The organism is Spirillospora sp. NPDC048824 (assembly GCF_043198455.1).
Classification (GTDB): domain Bacteria; phylum Actinomycetota; class Actinomycetes; order Streptosporangiales; family Streptosporangiaceae; genus Spirillospora.
This window is the reverse complement of the sequence record NZ_JBICUS010000005.1, coordinates 373,051-397,032: the sequence shown is the minus strand read 5'-3', so window position 1 is coordinate 397,032 and position 23,982 is coordinate 373,051. Positions and strand designations below refer to the sequence as shown.

25 protein-coding genes and 1 tRNA gene are annotated in these 23,982 nt (G+C 69.4%); 12 read left to right on the top strand and 14 right to left on the bottom strand.

Translation table 11 applies throughout. From position 1 onward, the window contains the following. Positions 1-177 precede the first annotated feature (177 nt). Positions 178-1,344: a reverse transcriptase family protein gene (locus ACGFIS_RS13060; RefSeq protein ID WP_392970717.1), complete on the top strand. Its 1,167-nt coding sequence runs from the start codon at positions 178-180 to the stop codon at positions 1,342-1,344. Between the two features lie 997 nt (positions 1,345-2,341). Here the strand turns inward: ACGFIS_RS13060 and ACGFIS_RS13055 are convergent. The 3 genes from ACGFIS_RS13055 to ACGFIS_RS13045 form a co-directional block, all read right to left on the bottom strand. Further along, positions 2,342-2,415: transfer RNA gene (locus tag ACGFIS_RS13055), tRNA-Pro, on the bottom strand. A gap of 75 nt (positions 2,416-2,490) precedes the next feature. Then, positions 2,491-3,078, bottom strand: a complete 588-nt coding sequence (locus ACGFIS_RS13050) for a class I SAM-dependent methyltransferase (RefSeq protein ID WP_392909759.1) — start codon at positions 3,076-3,078, stop codon at positions 2,491-2,493. Next, positions 3,075-3,971 carry a metallophosphoesterase gene (locus ACGFIS_RS13045; protein ID WP_392909757.1) on the bottom strand — a complete coding sequence of 299 codons (897 nt, stop codon included), beginning with the start codon at positions 3,969-3,971 and terminating at the stop codon, positions 3,075-3,077. The genes ACGFIS_RS13050 and ACGFIS_RS13045 overlap by 4 nt, the downstream gene beginning before the upstream one ends. A 92-nt stretch (positions 3,972-4,063) precedes the next feature. On the opposite strand from ACGFIS_RS13045, the gene ACGFIS_RS13040 reads away from it, so the two are divergent. After that, positions 4,064-4,516, top strand: coding sequence for a GatB/YqeY domain-containing protein (locus ACGFIS_RS13040; RefSeq protein WP_392909754.1), 453 nt, complete (start codon positions 4,064-4,066; stop codon positions 4,514-4,516). Between the two features lie 40 nt (positions 4,517-4,556). Here ACGFIS_RS13040 and ACGFIS_RS13035 read toward each other — a convergent pair whose 3' ends face one another. Next, positions 4,557-6,851 (bottom strand): penicillin-binding protein, encoded by a 2,295-nt coding sequence (locus tag ACGFIS_RS13035; RefSeq protein WP_392909752.1) that lies wholly within the window; start codon positions 6,849-6,851, stop codon positions 4,557-4,559. A gap of 326 nt (positions 6,852-7,177) precedes the next feature. Between ACGFIS_RS13035 and ACGFIS_RS13030 the strand changes: the two genes are divergently transcribed. Next, complete coding sequence (locus ACGFIS_RS13030) at positions 7,178-7,489, top strand: WhiB family transcriptional regulator (protein WP_131881865.1); 312 nt, start codon at positions 7,178-7,180, stop codon at positions 7,487-7,489. A gap of 175 nt (positions 7,490-7,664) precedes the next feature. On the opposite strand, the gene ACGFIS_RS13025 is transcribed toward ACGFIS_RS13030, so the two are convergent. Then, a complete protein-coding gene (locus ACGFIS_RS13025; RefSeq protein WP_392909749.1) occupies positions 7,665-8,816 on the bottom strand; it encodes an ArsA family ATPase in 1,152 nt (383 codons plus the stop codon). Between the two features lie 16 nt (positions 8,817-8,832). Continuing rightward, the gene (locus tag ACGFIS_RS13020; RefSeq protein WP_392909746.1) at positions 8,833-9,828 is read right to left on the bottom strand and encodes an ArsA-related P-loop ATPase; all 996 of its coding nucleotides are present in this window, start codon (positions 9,826-9,828) and stop codon (positions 8,833-8,835) included. Positions 9,829-10,075: 247 nt separating this feature from the next. Between ACGFIS_RS13020 and ACGFIS_RS13015 the strand changes: the two genes are divergently transcribed. The 5 genes from ACGFIS_RS13015 to ACGFIS_RS12995 all read left to right on the top strand — a co-directional run bounded on the left by ACGFIS_RS13015 (position 10,076) and on the right by ACGFIS_RS12995 (position 13,855). Further along, complete coding sequence (locus ACGFIS_RS13015) at positions 10,076-11,155, top strand: SPFH domain-containing protein (RefSeq protein WP_392909744.1); 1,080 nt, start codon at positions 10,076-10,078, stop codon at positions 11,153-11,155. Positions 11,156-11,229: 74 nt separating this feature from the next. Next, a complete protein-coding gene (locus tag ACGFIS_RS13010; RefSeq protein WP_021591512.1) occupies positions 11,230-11,388 on the top strand; it encodes a DUF4177 domain-containing protein in 159 nt (52 codons plus the stop codon). Between the two features lie 59 nt (positions 11,389-11,447). Further along, a complete protein-coding gene (locus ACGFIS_RS13005) occupies positions 11,448-11,909 on the top strand; it encodes a RidA family protein (protein WP_392909742.1) in 462 nt (153 codons plus the stop codon). A 187-nt stretch (positions 11,910-12,096) separates the two neighbouring features. After that, positions 12,097-12,945 carry an NUDIX hydrolase gene (locus tag ACGFIS_RS13000; RefSeq protein ID WP_392909739.1) on the top strand — a complete coding sequence of 283 codons (849 nt, stop codon included), beginning with the start codon at positions 12,097-12,099 and terminating at the stop codon, positions 12,943-12,945. Positions 12,946-13,063: 118 nt separating this feature from the next. Then, entirely contained in the window at positions 13,064-13,855 is a 792-nt protein-coding gene (locus tag ACGFIS_RS12995; protein ID WP_392909797.1) for an MBL fold metallo-hydrolase, read from the top strand. 18 nt (positions 13,856-13,873) lie between these two features. Here ACGFIS_RS12995 and ACGFIS_RS12990 read toward each other — a convergent pair whose 3' ends face one another. Further along, positions 13,874-14,560: a Crp/Fnr family transcriptional regulator gene (locus tag ACGFIS_RS12990; protein WP_131951889.1), complete on the bottom strand. Its 687-nt coding sequence runs from the start codon at positions 14,558-14,560 to the stop codon at positions 13,874-13,876. A gap of 231 nt (positions 14,561-14,791) precedes the next feature. Here ACGFIS_RS12990 and ACGFIS_RS12985 point away from each other — a divergent pair, with 231 nt between their 5' ends. Then, complete coding sequence (locus ACGFIS_RS12985; RefSeq protein ID WP_392909737.1) at positions 14,792-15,418, top strand: TetR/AcrR family transcriptional regulator; 627 nt, start codon at positions 14,792-14,794, stop codon at positions 15,416-15,418. Between the two features lie 22 nt (positions 15,419-15,440). Here the strand turns inward: ACGFIS_RS12985 and ACGFIS_RS12980 are convergent, their stop codons facing one another. Together ACGFIS_RS12980 and ACGFIS_RS12975 are read right to left on the bottom strand one after the other, a co-directional pair. Continuing rightward, positions 15,441-15,980, bottom strand: a complete 540-nt coding sequence (locus tag ACGFIS_RS12980) for a carboxymuconolactone decarboxylase family protein (RefSeq protein WP_392909735.1) — start codon at positions 15,978-15,980, stop codon at positions 15,441-15,443. Beyond that, positions 15,977-16,858, bottom strand: a complete 882-nt coding sequence (locus tag ACGFIS_RS12975; protein WP_392970714.1) for an SDR family NAD(P)-dependent oxidoreductase — start codon at positions 16,856-16,858, stop codon at positions 15,977-15,979. The genes ACGFIS_RS12980 and ACGFIS_RS12975 overlap by 4 nt, the downstream gene beginning before the upstream one ends. Before the next feature lie 62 nt (positions 16,859-16,920). Between ACGFIS_RS12975 and nth the strand changes: the two genes are divergently transcribed. The 3 genes from nth to ACGFIS_RS12960 all read left to right on the top strand — a co-directional run bounded on the left by nth (position 16,921) and on the right by ACGFIS_RS12960 (position 19,776). Next, a complete protein-coding gene (gene nth / locus ACGFIS_RS12970; protein ID WP_392909731.1) occupies positions 16,921-17,676 on the top strand; it encodes an endonuclease III in 756 nt (251 codons plus the stop codon). 52 nt (positions 17,677-17,728) lie between these two features. Further along, positions 17,729-18,388 (top strand): NUDIX hydrolase, encoded by a 660-nt coding sequence (locus ACGFIS_RS12965; RefSeq protein ID WP_392970711.1) that lies wholly within the window; start codon positions 17,729-17,731, stop codon positions 18,386-18,388. A gap of 191 nt (positions 18,389-18,579) precedes the next feature. After that, complete coding sequence (locus ACGFIS_RS12960; protein ID WP_392970708.1) at positions 18,580-19,776, top strand: MarP family serine protease; 1,197 nt, start codon at positions 18,580-18,582, stop codon at positions 19,774-19,776. 1 nt (position 19,777) lies between these two features. Here ACGFIS_RS12960 and ACGFIS_RS12955 read toward each other — a convergent pair whose 3' ends face one another. The 5 genes from ACGFIS_RS12955 to acs form a co-directional block, all read right to left on the bottom strand. Further along, a complete protein-coding gene (locus ACGFIS_RS12955; RefSeq protein ID WP_392909720.1) occupies positions 19,778-20,137 on the bottom strand; it encodes a DUF309 domain-containing protein in 360 nt (119 codons plus the stop codon). Positions 20,138-20,285: 148 nt separating this feature from the next. Then, positions 20,286-21,209 carry an alpha/beta fold hydrolase gene (locus ACGFIS_RS12950; protein WP_392970705.1) on the bottom strand — a complete coding sequence of 308 codons (924 nt, stop codon included), beginning with the start codon at positions 21,207-21,209 and terminating at the stop codon, positions 20,286-20,288. Positions 21,210-21,217: 8 nt separating this feature from the next. After that, a complete protein-coding gene (locus ACGFIS_RS12945) occupies positions 21,218-21,649 on the bottom strand; it encodes a phage holin family protein (RefSeq protein ID WP_392970702.1) in 432 nt (143 codons plus the stop codon). A gap of 12 nt (positions 21,650-21,661) precedes the next feature. Then, complete coding sequence (locus ACGFIS_RS12940) at positions 21,662-21,886, bottom strand: Na+/H+ antiporter NhaA (RefSeq protein ID WP_392970699.1); 225 nt, start codon at positions 21,884-21,886, stop codon at positions 21,662-21,664. Positions 21,887-21,944: 58 nt separating this feature from the next. Beyond that, the gene (gene acs, locus ACGFIS_RS12935) at positions 21,945-23,912 is read right to left on the bottom strand and encodes an acetate--CoA ligase (RefSeq protein ID WP_392970696.1); all 1,968 of its coding nucleotides are present in this window, start codon (positions 23,910-23,912) and stop codon (positions 21,945-21,947) included. Positions 23,913-23,982: the final 70 nt, after the last annotated feature.

Genomic DNA, 23,982 nt, shown 5'->3' with positions numbered 1-23,982 from the left:
TCCGATGCCCTGCGCGTCGACACGGTTAGGCAGTCGCTTCGGTGGCTGTCAGGCGCCTGGTGTGACCAAGCGCTGCGGACAAACTCACAACCGCCTGACGCGCGCCCTCGCGCTTCCTCCGACGATGTCTGGCGCGCGAGGCCGCACCAAGGTCCAGGCGGAAGGCATCAAAGGTAGATGATTTCCGACTCTCCTCATCTATATCTCCGTGATGGTCTGGCAGCAGGAGTTTCCTCTGAGTTGCTGGCTACCGCGATTCAGCGCGCTTACGCGACCGAGCGGCACGGCCTGCGCGCTGTATTGACGCTTAACCACCTAGCACACCAAAGTGGCGCTGATCACGGTTACCTTCGGGATGTGGTCGGCAGAAGTATCGACCCATATACCGGCTTCCTGCTTCACGGAAAGCGTCAGATTTCGTCCCCGAGGCCGCCAATGCGTGCTGTGCAGCGGTGGATACTCAGAAACATACTCAGCCAAGTATCTTGCCATCCAGCAAGTTTCGCCTACGAGCGACACAAATCGATCGCTCAGTGTGCCCGAAGGCATGTGGGGGCAAGCTGGTTGATAAAGCTCGACTTGCACGATTTCTTCTCGAGCATAGACGAACGTCAGGTTTTTGCTGTGTTCTCCGGCCTTGGGTACGGTAAGCTCGTCTCTTTTGAGATGTCTCGCCTCTGTACGCGGCAAGGAATAGGTGCGCAATATAAGGTTTCCTGGACGGAATCCATATCCTCAGCTCGTTACCCTGCGATTTGGAAGTATCGGACCTCCGGGGGGCTCGGATATCTGCCTCAGGGCAGTCCTACCAGCGGAGCTCTGGCTAATCTCGTGATGCGAGACACTGACATAAGGATAAGTGAGGCGATAGCAGGCACCGGCATCGTCTATACGAGATATGCCGACGATATTGTTTTCTCCACATCCGGTCCCTTTTCTCGCCGAGAGGCATCGGACTTGATCCTCATGACAGATAAGCTGTTGCGGCATAACGGCTTTATGCGGCATGAGAATAAAACGCGGGTGATTCCGCCCGGGGCGCGAAAGATCGTGCTCGGCCTCCTCGTCGATGGTGATCTGGTCAGGATTCCGGGAGACGCGAGGCGCCGACTGCTTAATGATATTCGGGGTGCCGAGAAGTTTGGTTTGCCTAATCACGCCCAGCATCGTGGCTTCTCATCGATGATTGCGTTTGGGGAGCGCATGGCAGGCATGTTGGCCTACTGTCATGATGTAGATCCGGAGTGGACTGCTCCGTTGTGGGGGAGATGGGTGAGGGTTCTCATGGAACACAATGTTCCATTGAAATTCACGCGACGAGAAGGTTCAGGCAGAACTCTTTAGAGGGTTGTTGGCGAAGTTCATTAGTCAATATACATCATACTTTTTGTGTTGTTGCGTAATTCGATGGGGGCTGGTTTAAGGTCGGCGCTCAGGTTGATGAAGACGGGGATTCCTAGATTCCGGCTGTTCGTTCAATGAGGCGTGAGTCGTCTGGCCGAGACTCAGTTGCTGTGAGGATTATCCGCGGGAGGGGCGACTCTTACGACAGCAAGCAGAGAGGATGTCGGTAGCCCGCGGTCGCGGAGATGGTCGAGCGGTTGGTGCCCGTAGGAGTTGCGGGGCTGTTCTAGCGGGTACCGCCTGCTCCGATTCGGCCGCACGGTAGTGCGGTTCAGCGATCACGAAGACGGGCAGCGCGACGATCAAGGAGCTGCTCGCCGTCGTGTTCCCGCACATGGCTGACGTGTAGGTGGACCAAGTGTCACGTTCCGGTGCTGGGGGCGTGTCATGGCCACCACAACCGTGGCGGCATACCCGAGCTGCGGGGCGCCGTGACGGCATCATCACAGCCGTTATGAGCGGCGGTTGTCTGACACCGCGGTCGGGAGCCAGGAGATACTGGGCCACCTGTGGGCGCACCGGCTCTTGTGCCGCAACGACGGCTGCGGCAAGAACACCTTCGCCGAGCAGGTCCCCGGGCGGACCGTGTGCGCTATGGCCGCAGGTCGGCGGCGGCCGGTGACGCCCTGCGGCCATAGCGCTGGCGCTGGCCGGCCGACCGGCCCGCAACTTGCCGAACGGCTGTTGACGGCGGTGAGCCGGATGACGCTCAAATGAGAGGGTGCCTAGGGCAGGGGCAGGAGGTGACTCTCATGAGATGGGAAGCCTTCCCCAAAGTTCAGATGGGCGCTGGAGGGACGGGGGTGTGGCCCGGTGGTGATGGTGCGTGACCCTGGGGGTCGTAAGGTCGTGTCCGGGGGCGGGGTCAGATGGGGGTCAAAAGATCTTGAGGCCGGTCTCCTGTGGGGAGAACCGGCCTCTGACCTGCACCTTTGTGTCGGGGTGGCGGGATTTGAACCCACGACCTCTTCGTCCCGAACGAAGCGCGCTGCCAAGCTGCGCTACACCCCGGTGGTGGCTGCCCGGGAGTCGTACGTTCTCCCGGCGCCTTGTCCACCTTAGCGGATGGCGGGGGGTGGTGCGTCCCTATTTACGGGCTGTGAAGCCGGTCACGGCGCCGGATCGGGTGAGGTCGATGTCGGTCAGGCCGGCGGAGGTCAGCCAGGTTCGGAGGTCGGTTGCCGTGCCGGACGGGCCGAAGGCGCCCAGGCGCTGCATGAGGGAGTAGAGGCGGTCTCGGGAGGTGCCTCGGGTCAGGGTCGTGCCTCGGAGGGTGCCGCCGGGGCGTAGGACCCGGGTCAGTTCGGCGATGGCCAGGGCGGGGTTTTCGAGGCAGTGCAGGCCGTTGTAGGTGAGGACGGCGTCGAAGGTGGCGGGGCCGAAGGGGAGGGCGTAGATGTCGGCCTGGAGGAGGGTTCTCGTCCTGCGGCGGGCTCTCTTGAGCATGGTTCGGGAGAGGTCGGCTGCTACGTGGCGGGGGTTGTCGCCTACCGCCAGGCCGCCGCCGCAGGGGATGTCGAGGGTCAGGGCCGTGGGGTCTTGGGCTGCAATCGTCTCGCGGAGGTGGGTTATGTCGTAGTTCCAGAGGGCGCGCGCTCCCAGGCGGGAAAGGGTGCGGTTCTGGACGGCGTAGTCGTAGAGCGCGGCCGGGAGGGTCGCGGTCTGCCAGTTCACCGGGGGACGAGAGTCAGGAGGGTCGCCTCGGGTGGGCAGCAGAAGCGCACGGGGGCCTTGGGGGACGTGCCCAGGCCCGCGGAGACGTGGAGCCAGGAGCCGCGGTGTTTGTGGAGGCCCTTGACCCGGGGGCGGTCGATGCCGCAGTTGGTGGCCAGGGCGCCGTAGAAGGGGACGCAGACCTGGCCGCCGTGGGTGTGGCCGGCCAGGAGGAGGTCGTAGCCGTCGGCGGTGAAGCGGTCGAGGTTGCGGGGTTCGGGGGAGTGCATGACGCCGAGGTGGACGTCGGCCTGGGGGTCGACGGGGCCGGCGATCTTGTCGTAGTGGTCGCGGTCGATGTGGGAGTCGTCGATGCCGCCGAACTCGATGTCGAGTTCGCCTACTTTGAGGCGGCCGATGCGGTTGTTGAGGTCGAGCCAGCCGGCGGCCTGGAGGGACGAGGCGAGCTCGCGGTAGGGGAGGTCGGGTTCGCGGCTCGTGCGGTCGTAGTCGGACTTGCTCGTCCGCCAGATGTAGCGCAGGGGGTTCTTGAGGACGGGGGAGAAGAAGTCGTTGGAGCCGTAGACGAAGACGCCCGGACGGTCGAGGAGGGGGCCGAGGGCGTCCAGGAAGGGGCCGATCGCGTCGCGGTGGGAGAGGGAGTCGCCGGTGTTGACGACGAGGTCGGGCTCCAGGGCGTCCAGGGAGCGGACCCAGCGGATGAGGCGGGCTCGGCCGGGTGTGAGGTGCGTGTCGGAGATGTGCAGGATCTTCACCGGAGGGCGGCCGGGGGGCAGCACCGGCACCTCGATGCGGCGGAGGCGGAACCAGTTCCGCTCGATCACCGAGGCGTACCCGAAGGTCGCGGCGCCCGCGCCCAGCAGCCCCAGGGGCACGGCGTAGATCTTTCGCACGGCTCTCCTTTCCCAGGGTTCCATGCTTCCAGAGATGGGCACCGCGCGGTAATCCCGATGAGCTTCCGTTGCCGTGCGGGCATGATGTGACCATGACCTTGAAGGAGAAGCTGGAGACCGATCTTTCGACCGCGATGAAGGCGCGTGACGAGGTGCGCATCCGCACGCTGCGGATGGCGCTGACGGCGGTGAAGAACGAGGAGGTCGCCGGCAAGCGGTCGCGTGAGCTGTCCGACGACGACGTCGTGAAGGTTCTCACCCGGGAGGCGAAGAAGCGCCGCGAGGCCGCGGCGGCGTTCGGGGACGCGGGGCGCGAGGAGCAGGCGCAGGCGGAGCGGGACGAGGGCGTGGTGCTGGAGGCGTACCTTCCGGCGCCGCTCACCGATGAGGAGCTGACCGCGCTGGTCGCCGACGCGATCGCCGGGACGGGTGCGGCGGGGCCGCGCGCGATGGGGCAGGTCATGAAGGCCGTGAACCCGAAGGTGGCCGGTCGGGCCGAGGGGGGACGGGTCGCGGCCGAGGTGAAGCGGCAGCTCGCGGAGTGACGGGGGCGGTGCCGCCGGGTGGTCCGGCGGCACCGCTTCGTCAGTCGTCCGGGCGCTCGCGTTCCGGGCCGGCGCTCACGTAGAGGATGACGGTGGTGCCGGGCGGGACTTCGCTGCCGGCGCCCGGGGAGGTGGAGACGACCGTCCCCTTGGGCTGGTCGGACTCGACGGACCCCGACGCGACCCTGACCTTGAGGTCGGCGCCCTGGAGCCGGGCGGTCGCGGATTCGACGGTCCGGCCCTGCACGTCCGGGACGCCGACGGTGTCGCCGAAGTTGTTGGACGGGGTCCGGAAGCCGGTGGCGGGCTCGCCGCGGAGGGCCCGCTGCATGGACGCCTGCCAGATTCCGCCGGGGATGCCGGCGCCGTAGACGCCGTAGACCTTGTACTTCCAGGGGCCGCGGAAGTCCCAGTAGGCGGTGGCGGCGGCGAGGTCGGGGGTGAATCCGGCGAACACGGCGCAGGTGAACTCTTCACAAGTGCCGGTCTTGCCGGCGGAGGGACGGCCGATGCTGCGGCCCCGCGCCGTCCCCTTGGTGATGACGCCCTGGAGGATGGAGTTCACCTTGTCGGCGACGTCCTCGTCCAGGACCTGCTTGCACTTGTGCTTGGGGAGTTCCAGCCGCTTGCCCTCGGCGTCGATGACCTCCGTGACCGAGATCGGAGGGCAGTACTTGCCGCGGGCGGCGAAGCCGGCGTAGGCGGCGGCGAGGTGCACCATGTCGACGTCGTTGACGCCGAGGACCTGGGACGGGGTCGGGATCAGCGGGTTGCCGTTGCCCTGCCTCATGCCGAACTTCTCGGCCATCTTCACGGCGTTGCAGACGCCGACGCGCTTCTCGAGGACGGCGTAGAAGGTGTTGACCGAGTGCCAGGTGCCGGTCTTGAGGTTGAAGTTGCCCTTCTCGCTGTCGCCGGCGTTGGACACCGTCCAGGGCGCACCGCCGCCGACCAGGTCGTTCTCGTATTTCTTGCCTTGGATCGTGCCGGTGTACCGGCACGGCTGGAAGCCGCCGACCGTCGTCGTCTCCGGGGAGTTGATCGTGGTGTTGACCGGGATGCCCTGGTCGAGTGCGGCGGCGAGTGTGAAGACCTTGAACGTCGAGCCCGCCGAGACGCCGGTGCCGCCGCCGTGGGCCGTGTCCGCGGGGAGGTTGATGGTCGTCTTGCCCTTGCCGGGGCCGAACTCCTTGCTCAGCCCGATCGCCCTGATCTTGCCCGTGCCGGGCTCGACCATCGCTTCGGCGGCGACGCGGTTGCCGCGGGGGCGGACGGTCGAGCGCAGGGTCTTGTCGACGGCGCGCTGGTCCTTCGCGTCGAGGGTCGTGCGGATGGTGTAGCCGCCGCGGTTGAGGTCGTTGACGATGCCCTGCTGCTCTTTCGGCTCAAGGCTCCAGTACTTGCCGTCCGACAGGATGTTGAGCACGTCGTACTTCACGTACTCGCAGAAGTACGACACCTTGCTGACCTGGCAGCCGCCGACGGGGTCGGTGCGGTTCAGCTCGATCGGCTTGGCGGCCTCCGCGTCGGCCTGGGCCTGGGTGATGTGGCCGAGCTGGGCCATCCGCTGGAGGACGACGTCGCGCCTGTGCCGCGCGTCCTTCGGGTTGCGGATGGGGTCGTAGGCCGCGGGGTTCTGGGTGATGCCGGCGAGGAGCGCGGCCTGCCCGAGGCTGAGGTCGGACGCGGGGACGCTGAAGTAGCGCTTGGCCGCGGCCTGGACCCCGTACGCGCCGGCGCCGAAGTAGGCGATGTTCAGGTAGCCCTCGAGGATCTGGTTCTTCGTCAGCCGCTGCTCGATGTCGAGCGCGTAGCGGAGTTCGCGGAGTTTGCGGCCGACGGTGGGCGCGGTGGCCTCGCGGTACTCCTCCTGCGTCCTGGCGGCGTCGACCAGCAGGTTCTTGACGTACTGCTGGGTGAGGGTGGAGCCGCCCTGCGTCTGCTCGGAGTCGACGTTGGACGCCAGCGCGCGGATCGTGCCCTTGAGGTCGAGGGCGCCGTGCTCGTAGAACCGGGAGTCCTCGATGTCGATGATCGCCTTCCGCATGACGGGCGCGACCTGGTCGAGGCGGACGGACTCGCGGTACTTGTCGAAGAACGTGGCGATCTGCTTGCCGTCGGAGTCGTACACCACCGTCTTCTCGGACGGAGGTGTCGTCTCCAGGCGGCCGTCCATGTCCTCGAAGTTGTTCGCGGCGTCGCGTGCGGTCAGGCCGGCGCTGCCGACGGCTGGCAGGGCGATGAAGGCGACGAGGACGCCGGCGACGACCCCTGCCCCGAGCAGCCTGAACAGCGTGGATACCGTCTTGACCCGATCCGTATTCGCAACGCGCACGTGGACTAGGGTACGCGGGACGAGCAGTGCATCTGGGACACGTCTCCCGTAACTCCCGCTTTCCGGCGCCGTCGGCCGGGACGTTCGTCCGGTATGCCCTCATCATGACAACCGGCGCCGTGTCTGGCGCGTCTACTACAGGTAACTAGTCCGTTCCGGCGATATGGCCCCGGTGGGCTATATCGAGAATGGGCCCTCCGGGGACTGTTGAAACGTCCCTCGCTTCCGTAAGTTCTTCCCCACGGCTTTCGTTTGGCGGCCTGACGTCCGCGCCCGTCTGGCCAAGGAGCGCAAATCGACACAGACCCTAGGGGAGTGGGGCCAAGATGTGGATCACGGATTGGACCGCCCGCGCCGCCTGCCGTAACGCGGATCCGGACGCCCTGTTCGTGCAGGGAGCAGCGCAGAACCGAGCCAAGCTCATCTGCCGCGGCTGCCCAGTGCGGACGGAGTGTCTCGCCGATGCCCTCGACAACCGGATCGAATTCGGTGTCTGGGGCGGGATGACCGAGCGGGAGCGTCGAGCTCTGCTGCGGCGTCGGCCGGATGTGCGATCGTGGCGCGCGCTGCTGGAGACCGCGAAGGAAGAGTACGAGCGGTCGGTCGATGTCGACGAGGAAGAACTAGTCGCCAGCTGAACCGGCCCGTCCGAGCGGCTCGTCCGGCAGAGGTTCAAGGACCGGCAAGGTCCAATAAGAAGCGTGGCAGCGGGCCCGCACCGATTTCCGGTGCGGGCCTGCCGCCGCGTCTGCCCTCTGCCGCGTCTGCCCTCTGCCGCATCCCACCCGTGCCGGATGGGCGGGGGTGGGAGGGTCAGGCGGCGGTCGGGGTCGTGGTGGGGGCGGCCAGGTCCTCGCCCACCTGGCGCAGGCCGTCGAGGTCGTGGACGTCCTCCGGCTGCGCGGGGACGGCCGTGACCGGGACGGTCGGGTGGGTGGACGCGAAGTGGTCGCGGAGGCGTTCCTCCCGGGCCGCGAGCTGCATGCGGTCGGTGTGGAGGCGCAGCAGCGCGGCGGTCAGCGGGTGCTCGCCGCGTTCCTCCAGGGTCTCGGCGGCGGCCTGGCTGCGGGCGGCGGACAGGGCGTCGTCGGCTTCGTGGACGCGGTTGACGACGAGTCCGGCGAGCGGCATGCGTTCCTCGGCGAGACGTTCGACGAAGTAGGACGCCTCGCGCAGCGCGTCGGGCTCCGGGGCGGCGACGACAAGGAACGCGGTGCCGGGCGTCTGCAGAAGCCGGAACGTCTTCTCGGCGCGTTCGCGGAACCCGCCGAACATGGTGTCGAACGCGGCGACGAACGTCTGCACGTCCCGCAGCAGCTGGACGCCGAGGACCTTGTTGATGACGCCGGTGAACATCCCGAACCCGGCGCTGATGACCTTGACGCCGAAGCGGCCGCCGGTCTTGGCGGGGGCGGCGAGGATCTTCATGAAGCGGCCGTCGAGGAAGCGGCCCATGCGTTCGGGGGCGTCCAGGAAGTCCAGGGCGTTGCGGGACGGCGGGGTGTCCACGATGATCAGGTCCCAGGCGCCGGAGCGGTGCAGCTGGCCGAGCTTCTCCATCGCCATGTACTCCTGCGTGCCGGACAGGCTGGACGACAGCGACTGGTAGAAGGGGTTGGCGAGGATCTGCTTGGCCCGGTCCGGGTCGGCGTGCGCTTCGACGATCTCGTCGAAGGTGCGCTTCATGTCGAGCATCATGGCGTGGAGTTCGCCGTCGCCCTCGATGTCGATCCTGCGCGGGTTGTTGTCCAGCTCCGACAGGCCCATCGACTGGGCGAGCCGGCGGGCCGGGTCGACGGTGAGGACGACGACGTCCCGGCCGCGCTCGGCGGCGCGGATGCCGAGGGCCGCGGCGGTGGTGGTCTTGCCGACGCCGCCGGACCCGCAGCACACGATGATCTTCGTGCGCAGGTCGTCGAGCAGCGCGTCGACGTCGAGCGCGGGCGGGGTCTTGCCGGTCGTCATCGCGTCCCCTCGGGGGTCATGCGGCGCCTTGGGCGCGCAGTGCGGCGGCCAGGTCGTACAGGCCGGCGAGGTCCATGCCGTCCGACAGCAGCGGCAGCGTGTAGCGGGGACGGTCGATCGACTCCAGGCGTTCCTTCTCGCGGCGCTGGAGTGCGGTGCGGCGGGCGTGGTCGGTGGCCTCGGCGGCGAGGCCGGCGGCGATCGACTCGGATTCGTGTTCGAGGCCGGCGGCCTTCACTCCGCGGACGATCTCGTCGGTGTCGAGGGTGCCGGCGGCGGCCGCGGCGAGGTCGTCCTCGGCGAGGACGGGCGGGTGCTCCATGTTGACGACGACGCCGCCGATGGGCAGGCCGACGTCGGTGAGGTCGCGGATCCCGTCCATCGTCTCCTGGACGGGCATCTCCTCAAGGAGCGTCACGAAGTGCACGGCCGTCTCCGGGCTGCGCACGACCTTCATGACGGTGTCGGCGTGGTTGCGGACCGGTCCGACCTTCGCGAGCCCCGACACCTCGTCGTTGACGTTCAGGAACTTCGTGATGCGGCCGGTGGGCGGGGCGTCCATGACGACGGCGTCGTAGATGAAGGAGCCGTCCTTCTTCTTGCGGCGCACCGACTCGCTGGTCTTGCCGGTGAGGATGACGTCGCGCAGGCCGGGGGCGATGGTGGTGACGAAGTCGACGATGCCGAGCTTGGTCATCGCCTTCCCGGCGCGCTTGAGGTTGTAGAACAACTCGAGGTACTCGATGAGCGCCTCTTCGGTGTCGATGGCGAGCGCGTACACGTCCCCGCCGTCGGGGGCGACGGCGACGCGGCGTTCCTCGTACGGCAGCGGCGGGCAGTCGAAGAGCTGGGCGATGCCCTGGCGTCCCTCGACCTCGACGAGCAGGACCTTGCGGCCCCCGGCGGCCAGGGCAAGGGCGAGTGCGGCCGCGACGGTCGTCTTGCCCGTGCCGCCCTTGCCGGTGACCACATGGAGGCGTACGCCGTCCCAGTCGGTGTCTTTCGCGCTCACCCGATCGACCATATCGTTCGCTCGTCAAACACTTCAGAGTGCGCCCGCCCTCATGCAAGTGATCCCTGACACGATGAGTCCGAGGTGCGGAGATCGTTCGCGGACATTGTTTCCGGCCTGCCCGCGGGGTTAGCTGGGAAACGTGAACCTGCCGCGGCCGGTCGCCTGAATCTTCACGGGTTCAGAGCCCGAGGCTCCGGGGACCGGTCCGGCCCGCCCGGCCGTCCACGCGAGAGAGGTGCCCGTGATGGAAGCAGTAGCGCTCGTCATCTTGCTCATCGTCATCGTCGGCGGACTGCTGGTCCTGTCGTCGTCCATACGTGTCGTGCAGCAGTTCGAGCACGGGATCGTGTTCAGGTTCGGCCAGGTGCAGCGGGGCGGGCAGTTGCGCCCCGGCGCGGTCCGCTCCCCCGGGCTGACGGCGATCGTGCCGATCATGGAGCGGATGCAGAAGGTCAGCCGGCAGACGATCACCATGGACGTCCCGGGCCAGGACGGCATCACGCAGGACAACGTGAGCGTCCGCGTCGACGCCGTCGTGTACTTCCGGGTGATCGACCCGGTGAAGGCGATCGTCAACGTCCACAACTACGGGTACGCGGTGTCGCAGATCGCGCAGACGTCCCTGCGGTCGGTCATCGGGCAGGCGGACATGCAGGAGCTGCTCGGTGAGCGCGCGAAGATCAACGCGCACCTCCGGTCGATCATTGACGAGATCACCGAGGGCCCGTGGGGCATCATGATCGAGCGGGTCGAGATCAAGGACGTCTCGCTGCCCGAGGGGATGAAGCGGTCGATGGCCCGGCAGGCCGAGGCCGAGCGGGAGCGCCGCGCCCGGATCATCACCGCGGACGGCGAGTTCCAGGCGTCCAAGCGGCTCGCCGCCGCCGGCGAGATCATGTCGCAGGACCCGGCGGCCCTCCAGCTGCGGCTGCTGCAGACGGTCGTGGAGGTCTCCGCCGAGAAGAACAGCACGCTGATCATGCCGCTGCCGGTCGAGATCCTGCGGTTCTTCGACCGTGCCGCTGGTGCCGTCCGGCCGGAGGGCGAGGAGGCCGAAGCCGGGGAGGGCAAGCCCGGCCTGGCGGAGCGGCTCGCCAAGGCCGAGGAGGAGCTGGCGAAGGCGGCGGAGACGTCCCCGACGCTGGGGTCGCCCGAGGACGTCCCGCCGGTCATCGGCCTGGACGAGCCGAAGCGCGACGAGCCGGAGTCGCCCGGCCTGCCCGGACCGCAGGACGACCGGCAGCGCGGCATCGCGGGCGCCGACGGTGCGGACGCTCCGGGTTCCCGGCCGCAGGGCGGCGAGCAGCCCCCGCCCCAGCGCTGACCCACACCCCGGTGGTCCTCTGCCGTGTCGGGTTCGAAGGGGGTTCGGGTTGGGCGATCGCTAGGGTGAGGCGCATGAAGAAGTGGGAGTACGCGACCGTTCCGCTGCTGGTGCACGCCACCAAGCAGATCCTTGACAACTGGGGCCAGGACGGGTGGGAGCTCGTCACCGTCCTGCCGGGTCCGAACCCGGAGAACCTTGTGGCCTACTTCAAACGCGAAGTGCAGTCCTAGCAACGGGCACCGAGCAACGAGCAAGGAACGAGCAGCGCCTCAACGAGGAGGAATCGCCCATGAGCACGCCTGAAGAGCGGATCCGCGAGCTGGGGCTCGAGTTGCCGGAGGTCGTCCCGCCGGTCGCGTCGTACGTCCCCACGGCCCGGACGGGGTCGCTCGTCTACACGTCGGGGCAGGTCCCGCTGGTCAAGGGTGAGCTGGGCCTCACCGGGAAGGTGGGCGCGGAGGTCGGCGCCGACGAGGCCGCCCGGCAGGCCCGGATCTGCGCGCTGAACTGCATCGCCGCGCTCAAGGCGGAGCTCGGGGATCTGTCCCGGGTCGTGCGGATCGTCAAGGTGGTCGGTTTCGTCGCCAGCGCGCCCGGCTTCCACGGCCAGCCCCAGGTCGTCAACGGGGCGAGCGACCTGCTGGCGGAGGTGTTCGGGGACGCGGGCAAGCACGCGCGCAGTGCCGTCGGCGTCGCCGTCCTGCCGCTCGACGTTCCCGTCGAGGTCGAGCTGATCGCCGAGGTCTCCTGAGCCGCCCGCCCTGCTCCGGGCGCCGCACGAACCAGGCGCCGGGCGGGGCGGACTCCGGCGGCGGCCCTTGACGGAATGACGTTCGGTATGTCCGAATTAGCCGCCATGGGGATAGAGATGCGCCGAGCGGAGCCCGTCCGTTGATCGGTCATGGGCGGGGGCTGGATGACGGCGGGGCTGGAGGACGATGGTGAACGGGCTCAAACTGCCGGCGGAGTACCGGGATCAGGTCGAGGGCATCCTGGCCGGCCGGGCCGAACCCGTTCCCGCGCGTCCCGCGGCCACGGTCGTCGTGCTCCGCGATCACGACCGGCACGGGCTGCAGGCGTTCATGCTGCGCCGCGTCCGGTCCATGGCGTTCGCGCCCGGCGCCTACGTGTTCCCGGGCGGGTCGGTCGACCCGCGCGACGGTGAGGCGTCGCTGGCGTGGTCCGGTCCGCCGCCCGCCGAGTGGGGTTCGGCGTTCAATGCGGATGAGACGCTCGCCCGGGAGCTGGTGTGCGCGGCCGTCCGGGAGACGTTCGAGGAGACCCTCGTGCTGCTGGCGGGCCCGACCGGGCGGACGGTCGTGGACGACACGCGCGGCGACGAGTGGGAGGCCGGCCGGCAGGCCCTGCTCGACCGTTCGCAGTCGTTCCGCGAGTTCCTCGACGGGCGCGGCCTCGTGCTGCGTTCGGACCTGCTCCGCCCGTGGGCGCACTGGATCACCCCGAAGATCGAGCCGAAGCGCTACGACACCCGGTTCTTCGTCGCCGCGATGCCGGAGGGGCAGCGGGCCCGGGACGTCAGCACCGAGGCGGACCAGGTGGCGTGGGTGCGTCCGGCGGAGGCCGCCGAGCGCGCGGTCAAGGGCGAGTGGATGATGCTTCCGCCGACCCTCGCGACGCTGGCCGAGCTCGCCGCGTACGAGACGGTCGCGGACGTGCTGGCCGCGCGCCGCGAGATCGTCGTCCACGAGCCCACGGCGGAGATCATCGACGGGGAGGCATACCTCGTCCTGCCGGAGTCCGTCAAGCGCCACTACACGGGCGGGTGAGCGCGCCGTGCGCGGCGGGCGGTCGTTCATGTGGCGGCTGGTGGGCACGTCGGCGCTGCGGCATCTCGACCGGCTCGGCTGGAACCCGGTCCGGCACCCCGATCGAGCCTCGGGCAGGATGGGGGATATGACGGAGATCGACGGGATGGGCACCGAACGGGCGACATGTGTGCTAGCCCAGAACCCGTCCGCCATGACCCTGGACGGCACCAACACCTGGATCATCGCGGAGCCCGGCGCCGAAGAGGCCGTCGTCGTCGACCCGGGCCCCAAGGACGGCAAGCACCTGCGGCGCGTCCTGGAGACCGTCGAGGAACAGGGACGCCGCGTCGGCCTCATCCTGCTCACCCACGGCCACCCCGACCACTCCGCCGGTGCGGGGAAGTTCGCGAAGCTGGCCGGGGGGCCCGTCAAGGTGCGGGCGCTGGACTCCCGGCACCGGCTCGGCGACGAAGGGCTCTCGGAAGGGGACGTCGTCACGACCGGCGGCCTGGAGCTGCGGATCATGGAGACGCCCGGCCACAGCGACGACTCGCTCACGTTCTGGCTGCCGGCGGACCGTGCCGTCCTGACCGGCGACACCGTCCTCGGATATGGGACGACCGTCCTTGAGGGCAAACTCGGCGACTACCTCGGCTCGCTCGACCGGCTCCGCGCGTTCTCCGCCGACGTCGAGGCCGCCACCATCCTCCCGGGCCACGGGCCCAAGCTGGACGATCCGATCGCCGCCCTCGATTACTACCTCGACCATCGCCGCGAGCGCCTCGCCCAGGTCGAGGCCGCGGTCGCGGCGGGCGCGCAGACCCCGCGCGAAGTCGTCGAACGCGTCTACGCCGACGTCGACAAGTCGCTCTGGCCCGCCGCCGAAGCGTCCGTCCAGTCCCAGCTCGACTACCTGAACGGCCGCTGAGCGGACGGACCGGGACCGCTACTTCGAGCGCTTGCGGAGGCGCTCGATGTCGAGGATGACGACGGCGCGGGCCTCTATGCGCAGCCAGTTCCGCTGAGCGAAGTCGGCGAGCGCCTTGTTGACCGTCTCGCGGGACGCGCCGACGAGCTGCGCCAGCTCCTCCTGGGTGAGGTCGTGGTGAACGTGCAGGCCCGCCTCCGACGGCTGGCCGAACCGCTCCGCGAGGTCGAGCAGCGCCTTGGCGACCCGCCCGGGGACGTCGGTGAACACCAGGTCGGCCATGACGTCGTTGGTCTTGCGCAGCCGCTGCGCGAGCGCGCGAAGCAACTGGACGGCCACTTCGGGGTGCCCCGTCAGCCAGGGGCGCAGATCATCGTGGCCCAGCCCTGCCAGGCGGACCTCCGTCACCGCTATGGCGCTCGCCGTCCTGGGGCGCGGATCGAACAGCGACAGCTCGCCGAACATCTCGCTGGGGCCGAGCACGCTCAGCAGGTTCTCCCGGCCGTCGGGCGAGGTCCGGGTCAGCTTGATCTTGCCTTCGAGAACGACGTACAGCCGGTCTCCGGTCTCGCCCTCGTTGAACAGCGTCTGACCGCGGGCGAGACGCACCTCGGTCACGTTGGCGCGCAGCGCCTTGGCGCCCTGCTCGTCGAGGGCCTCGAAGAGCGGGGCTCTGCTCAGAACGTCCACGTCGCGATCGGTCACGCTTCTCCTCCTCGAACACCTACATGCATAGTGTGACGTACGTCCCACCGCGTACGTGAAGGCAGGGTCACGGCGCGCCGAAACGCGGGACCGGGCGTGTCCGGCCTCGCCGGGCCGCCGCGGTCCCGTTCGCCCAGTGTACGGACCTCTGCGTGAATGGCATCACACCGGTCTCATCCCCCCTTACCGGACGGTCCCGGAGGCGTAGCGCCGGTGCCCTAATCTGAGCGGATGGCCCAGTCCTTGCCGCGCAGGCTCCCACGGGGGCGTCACGCGTTGTCCCGCCCGGAGGTCGACCGGGTGCACCGCGACCGCCTCTGCGCGGCCATGGCGGCGGCGATGACGGAGAAGGGCTACGTGGGCACGTCGGTCGAGGACGTGCTGAGACGGGCCCGGGTCTCCCGGCAGAGCTTCTACGGACTGTTCTCGTCCAAGCTCGACTGCTTCATGGCGGCGTTCGACAAGGCGAGCGCGCTGCTGCGGCGTCAACTGGAGGGCGCCGCGGAGGGCGGCGGCACCCCGGCGGCCCGGTTCGAGCGTGCCTTCACCGCCTACCTGGAGGCGCTCGCGTCGGAACCGGGTTACGCGCGGCTCTTCCTGGTGGAGGTGTACGCGGCCGGGCCGGAGGCCATTCAGCGGCGTTCCGAGATCCAGCACGACCTCGCCGGGGCTCTCGCGCAGATGATGGGGCTGCGCGGTGAGGCCGCCGCGTTCGCGTGCCAGATCGTCGTGTCGGCGGTGGGTGCGATGGTGACGCCGGCGGTCGCGGCGGGCGACATGGAGGCGCTGCGCGCGGTCGGCCCGCCGGTCGTCGAACATGTGCGCCTCCTCCTGCGGTCGGGTGCCCTGGACGCCTGACGCGCCGGAGAAGCGGCGATGCTCAGCGGTGCTCGTCGGGCTGGATGCGCAGCGCCGTGATCACGGTGGCGAGCATCTCGTAGTGGCCGGCGAGCACGGTCAGCTCGACGCACTCGCCCTCGGTGAGGTGGGTGCGGAGCCGCTTCCAGACGTCGTCGTCGAGGTCGCGCCGGTCGTGGAGCTGGTCGGCCGCGGTGAGGATCGCCCGCTCGCGCGGGTTCCAGCCGTCCGCGTCCGGGCCTTCCTTGAGGCGCTCGACGTCGCGTTCGCGGACGCCGGCGCGGCGGGCGATGCGGACGTGGTGGTCGAACTCGTAGCGGCAGTCGCGCAGATGGGCGACGCGGAGGATCACCAGTTCGGTCTCCCGGCGCGGCAGGGTGCCGCCGGGCATGAGACGTCCGGCGAACCACAGCCAGCCGCGGAAGAGGCCGCGGCGGCGCGCCAGGGTCAGGAACAGGTTGGGCGGCCCGGTCCCGGTGGCCCTGCCCGCGATCCGGCAGGCGAGCCAGTTCACCACTCCCACGTCGCGGATCCGGCCGGGAGTGGTGCGGGGTGCCGTCACCGGTGGGACTCCGGCTGCGGCGTGGTCAGCTCGACCTGCTCCGTTCGCGCGATGTCGAGGATCTGGCCGAGGCCGCGCTGGACGGCGTGGTCGACGACGGGCTGGGCGATCATCCTGACGGGCAGGATCCCGCCGACCCACCAGGGCGCGACGACGCGCTTGGACCGGCGGGCGATTCCGCGTTCCAGTGCGTCGATCCCCACGCGCAGCGGCGCGACGCTCGACAGGAGGCTGCTGCTCGGTCCCGCGTTCATGAGGGCGGACGCCGCCTTGGTGTCGAACCCTCGCCGCGTCATGTCGGTGTCGAGTTCGGCGAAGTAGGCGACACCGGCCTTCGCGCCGGACGGGCGCAGCTCGGCCCTCAGCGTGTTGCCCAGCGCCTCCACCGCGGCCTTGGACGCGCTGTAGGCGCCCAGCAGGGGTGCGTGCACGGCCGCCGCGAGCGACGCCACGGCCAGCGCGTAGCCGCGTTCGTGGCTGATGTGGGGCCCGGCCGCCCGGAGGGTGTTGTGGACGCCCAGGACGTTCACGCGCAGGCTCTGTTCCAGGATGGCCGGGTCGCCGTGGATGATCGGCATCTGCGCGGCCACACCGGCGTTGGCCACGACCACGTCCAGGCCGCCCAGTGCGCGCACGGCGTCGTTCACGACTTCCTCGACCCCGCCGCGGTCGGTAACGTCGCAGGACCACCATGGGGCCTGCCCGCATTCGGCGGCGACGGCGGCGAGCTGGTCGGGCTCCAGGCCGGTGAGCGCGACCCGTGCGCCGCGTTCGTGCAGCCTGGTGGCCAGGGCGGCGCCGATGCCCCGGGCGGCGCCCGTGATCAGCACGCGCCGTCCGGCGAGGGTCGCCGTCCACCGGGAGGAGTCGAAAATCATGCGGGAGACCCTAACATAAAAGAACATGCTTGTCTTTTTAAGGAAGGCTCTACCCTGGCGGCATGGCGACCAATGCGGCCCCGGAGGCCGGGCGCACCCCGCGGCGCGGTGCGGGACGCAAGCCCGAGACCCGGCTCGCGCTCGTGCGGCGGGCGCGCCGGATCAACCGGATCCTGGCCGAGACCTACCCCGACGCCCACTGCGAGCTGAACTTCGGCACCCCGTTCCAGCTCCTCGTCGCGACCGTGCTGTCGGCGCAGACCACCGACATGCGGGTGAACCTGACCACGCCGGGCCTGTTCGCCAAGTACCCCACCCCGGAGGATCTGGCCGCCGCCGACCCCGAGGACGTCGAGGCGATCCTGAAACCCACCGGGTTCTTCCGCGCCAAGACCAAGTCGGTCATGGGGCTGTCCGCCGCACTGCGCGACAAGTTCGACGGTGAGGTCCCAGGGCGCCTCGACGACCTCGTCACCCTGCCCGGTGTCGGACGCAAGACGGCCAACGTCGTCCTGGGGAACGCGTTCGACGTCCCCGGGATCACCGTCGACACCCACTTCGGCCGCCTGGCGCGCCGGTTCGCCTGGACGGCCGAAGACGACCCGGTGAAGGTCGAACAGGAGATCGGCGAACTCATACCGCGCAAGGACTGGACGATGCTGTCGCACAGGCTGATCTGGCACGGCCGCCGCATCTGCCACGCGCGCCGTCCCGCCTGCGGCGCATGTCCCCTCGCACGGCTGTGCCCGTCGTTCGGCGAAGGCCCGACCGACGAGGAGACCGCGCGCAAGCTCGTCAAACCCGGGCCGTTCTCGTGACGCGGGCACCGGGGCCGGGAAGGAACGCGGGCGCCGCGGAGTTGGAACGGACGTGACCGAGACCGCCCCCAGTTGCCCGCCATGGCTCGAACGCTTCCGCGCCGAAGGCCCCCGGATGCGGGTGCCGCCGATGTTCCGGCACGGCTCCGCCGCCCGCGCGGCCGCCGTCCTGATCCTGTTCGGCGAGGGACCGGACGGCCCCGACGTGCTGCTCACCGAACGCGCGGCGACGCTCAACAAGCACGCCGGCCAGCCCGCCTTCCCGGGCGGCCGCATCGACCCGGGGGACGACGGACCCGTCGCGGCGGCGCTGCGCGAGGCGTGGGAGGAGGCCGGCGTCGAACCCGCCGGCGTGGACGTCCTCTGCTCCCTGCCCGAGCTGTACCTGTCGCGCAGCGAGCACCGGGTCACGCCCGTCGCCGGCTGGTGGCGGGAGCCGTCGGACGTCGCCCCCGGCCACCCCGGCGAGGTCGCGGCGGTCGCACGCGTCCCCATCGGCGAACTGACCGACCCGGCGAACCGGATGATGGTCCGGCACCCGTCCGGGATCAAGCTCGGCCCGGCGTTCCACGTCCGGGACATGCTCGTGTGGGGGTTCACGGCGGCGCTGCTCACCCAGGTATTGGACGCCGGCGGCTGGAACCGCCCCTGGGACACAGGCCGCGTCGAGGACCTGCCTCCGGAGGTATTGAACCTCGCATCCCGCGGCTGAGCACCTCCCCGGAACCGGGGAGGTGACCGTCCGCACCCGTCGCCGCGAGACGAACCGCAGGTCAGGCGGATGATCTCACTCCGGGCGCCTACGGTGACGAACGTGCATCACACCCGACGGCTACACAACGCACCCGAATCTGGTACATCGAGGGGACGTTAACGGGGTGTGCGGACCTATACGGTGAAGCGGTGCTGCACGACCACATTCTTGATCTGATCCTGCTCGTGCTCGTCGTGCTGTTCGGAGTCTCGGGCTACCGGCAGGGCTTCATCGTGAGCCTGCTGAGCTTCGCCGGCTTCGTCGGCGGCGGCGTCGCCGGAGTGCTGATCGCACCGCCCATCGCGGACGCCACGGTGGAGGGCGCCGCGCAGCAGGTCCTCCTCGCCATCGTCATCGCGTTCCTCGCCGCCACGTTCGGGCAGCTGCTCGCGTCCTCCCTCGGCGCCGTCCTGCGCAACCGGGTGACCGGCATGAACGCCCGCACGGCCGACGCGGTCGGCGGCGCGTTCGTCAGCGCCATGTCGCTGCTGATCGTCGCCTGGTTCTTCGGCAGCCTGTTCGCCAACTCCGGCTTCAAGCCCGTCCGGACACAGGTCAAGAGCTCCACCGTCATCGGCGGCATCAACGACGTGATGCCGCCGCAGGCGCAGGCCTGGTTCACCTCGTTCCAGGGCTTCGTGAAGAGCAGCGAGTTCCCGCAGGTCTTCAACGGCCTCGGCGGCGAGTCGGTGGTGCAGGTGCCGCCGCCGGACGAGTCCGTCCTGAACACCAGGGGACTGAAGGCCGCCCGCGCCAGCATCGTGAAGATCGTCAGCACGGCGCCGCAGTGCCAGCGCCGGATCGAGGGCACCGGGTTCGTGTTCGCGCCGCAGCACATCATGACCAACGCGCACGTCGTCGCCGGGGCCCGCGGCCAGTCGAAGGTGGCCACCGTCAACGGCGAGACCGGCCGCGGACGCGTCGTCCTGTACGACCCCAAGCGCGACATCGCCGTCCTGTACGTGCCGGGGCTGCGCGCGCCCGCGCTGAAGTTCGCCGACGAGGCACGCGTCCGCGACGACGCCATCATCGCCGGTTTCCCGAAGAACCAGCCGTTCACCGCGGGCGCCGCCCGGATCCGCGCCCGGCAGACGGCGCGCGGCCCGGACATCTACCACTCCGGCCAGGTCAGCCGCGAGATCTACGCCATCCGCGGCAAGGTCGAGCCCGGCAACTCCGGTGGCCCGCTGCTGACCACCGACGGCCGCGTCTACGGCGTCATCTTCGCCGCCGCCCTGGACACGCCGTCGACCGGCTACGCCCTCACCGCGAACGAGGTCGCCCCGGACGTGCGCGCGGGGCAGAACGCCACGGCGCCGGTGTCCACGCAGCGGTGCTCCGACTGAGTCACGCCTTCGTGAGGCGGACGGTGATCGGGCCGTCCTCCGGACCGCCGGCGGCCAGGGCACGTGTGCGTTGAACGACCCCTTGGACGTCGACGCCGTGCGGTGGGACGGCCGCGTACGGGACAAGGCGGTCGGCGGCTCGGCTCAGGAGTGCCTCGGCGCCGCGAGCGTTTCCGCGGCGCAGATGGGTGATCCCCACCGCGACCTGTGCCAGACCCCTCCACAGCTCCCGTTCGGGCTCTGGGGCCGCCTTCCAGACCGCTTCCAGTACCTCGTGCGCATGGAACGGACGGTCTTCGTCAAGGAGACGCTGTGCCTCGACCAAGGCCTCGGCGGGTGGCAGGTCGAGGTCTTCGGGCATCGTCGGTATGCCGGACGCGCCGTGAGGAAGAGGACGTCCGTACGCGTCGCGTGGCCGTGCGTTGCGTGGGCGTCCAGCCCCGTCCCGATCCCGCATCCCTCCACGGTACGCGCCCACCCTCCACCACTGGCTTCGCGGGGGTTCGCGGTCAGTGTTCGGGTTCGGGGTCGGCCAGCCAGCCGAGAAGCTGTGCGTCGAACGCTCGGGGGCGTTCCTGATGAGGAAAGTGACCGGCCCCGTCGATGAGCTTCCAGCGGTAAGGGGCCGCCACGTAGCGGCCGGAGCCCTGGGCACTGCCCGGGAGCGTGCATGTGTCGAGCGCGCCGTGCAACTGGAGCGTGGGGACGTGGATGGGGGCGCGCATACGGTGCGCGTAGCGGATACCGTCCGGGCGGGCCACGGAACGGATGAGCCAGCGGTGGTACTCAAGCGCACTGTGCGCCGCCCCCGGAATCTGCACGGCCTTCCTGACGAGCTGCTCTGTGCGTTCGTCCGGCCAGCCCGGGGCGGACCAGTCGTGCAGAAGCCTCCCCACCAGCGCCGCGTCGTCGCGGACAAGGCGCCGTTCAGGCCACAGCGGCAACTGGAAACCGAACGTGTGGCGCGCCGCCCACCCCTGCCCGCGCGGGTCACCGGTGATGGACTGCCGCAGCCGCAGCGGATGCGGGGCGCTCACCGCGGCCAGCCGCTGGACGACCTTCGGGTGGTAGACGCCCATCGTCCAGGCCAGCAGCCCGCCCCAGTCATGGCCGACGACGATCGCGTTGGCCTCCCCCAGTGCGCGGACGAGCCCGGCGGCGTCCCCGGCCAGAGTGACCAGGTCGTAGCCGCGCGGCGGTTTGTCGCTGCCGCCGTACCCGCGCAGATCGACCGCCGCCGCCCGGTAGCCGGCCGCGGGCAGGGACACGAGCTGGTTGTGCCACGACCACCAGAACTCCGGGAAACCGTGCAGAAACAGGACCAGAGGTCCCTCACCGGCCTCGGCGACGTGGAACCGCGTCCCGCCGGCGCTGACCTGCCGGTGGGTCCACGGCCCGTCGACCTCGATGAGTGATGCCTCGTTCCCGGACATGGCGTGATTCAGGCCGTCAGCTCGGGGGTATCGGAGTCGCCGCGGCGCCGCAGCGTGGCCAGGTCGTTCTTGAGCGTCTTGCGGGTCCGCTTCGCCCCTTCGATCTTCTTGATGAACCGCTTGGCGATGAGCATCAGGAGGAGCGCGAGCGCCACGTACACGACCGCGACGATGAGGAACGCGAGCCAGTGCCAGATGCCGAACGCCACCAGGCCGTACGCGAACGACATCGACAGCAGGATGACGACGAGCCCGCCCATCACGGCCGCGATGGTGAACATCACGCTGCTGAGCGCGGCCTTCTTGGCGTCGGCCTTGAGCTCCAGCTTGGCCAGGTCCATCTCCGCCCTGACGAGGTTGGAGACGTTCTTGGACGCCAGCGCGACCAGCTCGCCGACGGACCTGTCCTCGACGCGCTCACCGGGTAGGGCCTCCGACATATCGATTTCTCCTTAGTCCGGGCGCGCGCGCAGACGCACCCTGCTCCGGAAGACGACGGCCGCGGCCGCCGAGGCGGGAATGCTCGCGATCAGAACCGCAGTCGTCACTCTCTCGAATTGTGACGGGTCGGTATAGGCCAAACCGCCGATCAGCAGCGAAACGGTGGAACCCGCCCCGTGAAGACCCCCTGAACCTACCGACCATGGCGGCGGCCCGCGCCCGGTGGGTTGTTCCACCGGACGCGGGCCGTGTCGTTCCGCGGTCGGTCGTGCGTCGGTCGTGCGTCAGTGTCCGTCAGTCGTCGGACTTGGCGCTCGGCAGTTTCTCGGAGATGAGGTCCATGACCGTGCTGTCGGCGAGCGTGGTGACGTCACCGATGCTGCGATTCTCGGCGACGTCCCGCAGCAGCCGCCGCATGATCTTGCCGGAGCGGGTCTTGGGCAGCTCCGGCACCATCATGATCTGCCGGGGCTTCGCGATCGGGCCGAGCACCTTGGCGACGTGGTCGCGCAGTTCCTTCAGGAACTCCTCGCCCTCCACGTCCCCGCCGGCGTCGCCGCGCGGGATGACGAACGCGACGATGGCCTGCCCGGTGACCGGGTCCGTCGCGCCCACGACCGCCGCCTCGGCGACCTTCGGGTGCGCGACCAGGGCCGACTCCACCTCCGTCGTGGAGATGTTGTGCCCGGACACGAGCATGACGTCGTCCACGCGGCCGAGCAGCCACATGTCGCCGTCCGTGTCCTTCTTGGCGCCGTCGCCCGCGAAGTACAGGCCCTCGAAACGCGACCAGTACGTCTTGACGTACCGCTCGTCGTCGCCCCAGATCGTCCGCAGCATGCCGGGCCACGGCTCCCTGACCACCATGAAGCCGCCGCCGCCGTTCGGCACCGACCGGCCCTGGTCGTCCACCACGTCGGCGGCGATGCCGGGCAGCGGACGCATCGCCGCACCCGGCTTGCACTCCGTGACGCCGGGCAGCGGGCTGATCATGATGGCGCCGGTCTCGGTCTGCCACCACGTGTCCACCACCGGGGTGCGGTCACCGCCGATGTGCTTGCGGTACCAGACGTAGGCCTCGGGGTTGATCGGCTCACCGACGGACCCCAGTACGCGCAGGGACGACAGGTCGTACTGCGCGGGAATGTCGTCGCCCCACTTCATGAACGTGCGGATCGCCGTGGGCGCGGTGTAGAAGATGGACACCTTGTACTTCTGGATGATGTCCCACCAGCGGCCCTTGTCGGGCGTGTCGGGCGTCCCCTCGTAGATGACGCTGGTCGCGCCGTTGGCGAGAGGCCCGTACACGATGTAGGAGTGCCCGGTGACCCAGCCGATGTCGGCCGAGCACCAGAAGATGTCCTTCTCCGGCTTCAGGTCGAACACCGCCCAGTGGGTGTACGCGCACTGGGTCAGATAGCCGCCCGTGGTGTGCAGGATGCCCTTCGGCTTTCCGGTCGTCCCGGACGTGTACAGGATGTACAGCGGGTGCTCCGCGTCCATGGGCTCGGCGGTGTGCTGGTCACTCTGCCGTTCCACGACGTCGTGCCACCACAGGTCGCGGTCGTTCTCGGCCACCTGCCCGCCGGTGCGGCGCACGACGACGACGTGCTCGATCGTCGGCGTCTGCGCGACGGCCTCGTCCACGATCCCCTTCAGGTCGGACGGCTTGCCGCGCCGGAACCCGCCGTCCGCGGTGATGACGAGCTTGGCCTGCGCGTCGTCGATGCGGGTCCGGAGCGCCGCGGACGAGAAACCGCCGAACACGACGGAGTGGGTGGCGCCGATGCGCGCGCACGCCAGCATCGAGATCGGCAACTCGGGGATCATCGGCAGGTAGATCGCGACCCTGTCGCCTTTGCGGACGCCCAGTTCCAGCAGGGCGTTCGCGGTCTTGTTCACCTCGCGCTGGAGATCGGCGTAGGTCAGGGTCCGGGAGTCGCCGGGCTCGCCCTCCCAGTGGAACGCGACCTTGGCGCCGCGTCCGGCCTCGACGTGGCGGTCGACGCAGTTGTAGGCGACGTTCAGCTCACCGCCGACGAACCACTTGGCGAACGGTGGGTTACTCCAGTCCAGGACGTCGTCCCAGCGCTTCGTCCAGGTGAGCCTGTCAGCCTGCTCCGCCCAGAACGCCAGGCTGTCCTCCGCCGCCTGCTCGTACGCCTCGGCCTTGACGTTGGCCGACTCGGCGAGCTCTGCGGGTGGGGAGAAGCGCCTGGTCTCCTGAAGAAGGTTCGACAGTGTTTCTTGGCTCTGGCTCAACGCGCACTCCTTGCTAGCTGAAGCGGGGTCGCCCGGTATCCCCACTTCACCAGGAAGGCGCCGGTCCCCA

What these genes read in the sequence shown, in the direction of transcription:
- ACGFIS_RS13060 (WP_392970717.1), top strand. Translation starts at nt 178, where the DNA reads ATGATTTCCGACTCTCCTCATCTATATCTCCGTGATGGTCTGGCAGCA.
- ACGFIS_RS13040 (WP_392909754.1), top strand. Translation starts at nt 4,064, where the DNA reads ATGACCTTGAAGGAGAAGCTGGAGACCGATCTTTCGACCGCGATGAAG.
- ACGFIS_RS13030 (WP_131881865.1), top strand. Translation starts at nt 7,178, where the DNA reads ATGTGGATCACGGATTGGACCGCCCGCGCCGCCTGCCGTAACGCGGAT.
- ACGFIS_RS13025 (WP_392909749.1), bottom strand. Translation starts at nt 8,816, where the DNA reads ATGACGACCGGCAAGACCCCGCCCGCGCTCGACGTCGACGCGCTGCTC.
- ACGFIS_RS13015 (WP_392909744.1), top strand. Translation starts at nt 10,076, where the DNA reads ATGGAAGCAGTAGCGCTCGTCATCTTGCTCATCGTCATCGTCGGCGGA.
- ACGFIS_RS13010 (WP_021591512.1), top strand. Translation starts at nt 11,230, where the DNA reads ATGAAGAAGTGGGAGTACGCGACCGTTCCGCTGCTGGTGCACGCCACC.
- ACGFIS_RS13005 (WP_392909742.1), top strand. Translation starts at nt 11,448, where the DNA reads ATGAGCACGCCTGAAGAGCGGATCCGCGAGCTGGGGCTCGAGTTGCCG.
- ACGFIS_RS13000 (WP_392909739.1), top strand. Translation starts at nt 12,097, where the DNA reads ATGGTGAACGGGCTCAAACTGCCGGCGGAGTACCGGGATCAGGTCGAG.
- ACGFIS_RS12995 (WP_392909797.1), top strand. Translation starts at nt 13,064, where the DNA reads ATGGGGGATATGACGGAGATCGACGGGATGGGCACCGAACGGGCGACA.
- ACGFIS_RS12985 (WP_392909737.1), top strand. Translation starts at nt 14,792, where the DNA reads ATGGCCCAGTCCTTGCCGCGCAGGCTCCCACGGGGGCGTCACGCGTTG.
- ACGFIS_RS12975 (WP_392970714.1), bottom strand. Translation starts at nt 16,858, where the DNA reads ATGATTTTCGACTCCTCCCGGTGGACGGCGACCCTCGCCGGACGGCGC.
- nth (WP_392909731.1), top strand. Translation starts at nt 16,921, where the DNA reads ATGGCGACCAATGCGGCCCCGGAGGCCGGGCGCACCCCGCGGCGCGGT.
- ACGFIS_RS12955 (WP_392909720.1), bottom strand. Translation starts at nt 20,137, where the DNA reads ATGCCCGAAGACCTCGACCTGCCACCCGCCGAGGCCTTGGTCGAGGCA.
- ACGFIS_RS12950 (WP_392970705.1), bottom strand. Translation starts at nt 21,209, where the DNA reads ATGTCCGGGAACGAGGCATCACTCATCGAGGTCGACGGGCCGTGGACC.
- ACGFIS_RS12945 (WP_392970702.1), bottom strand. Translation starts at nt 21,649, where the DNA reads ATGTCGGAGGCCCTACCCGGTGAGCGCGTCGAGGACAGGTCCGTCGGC.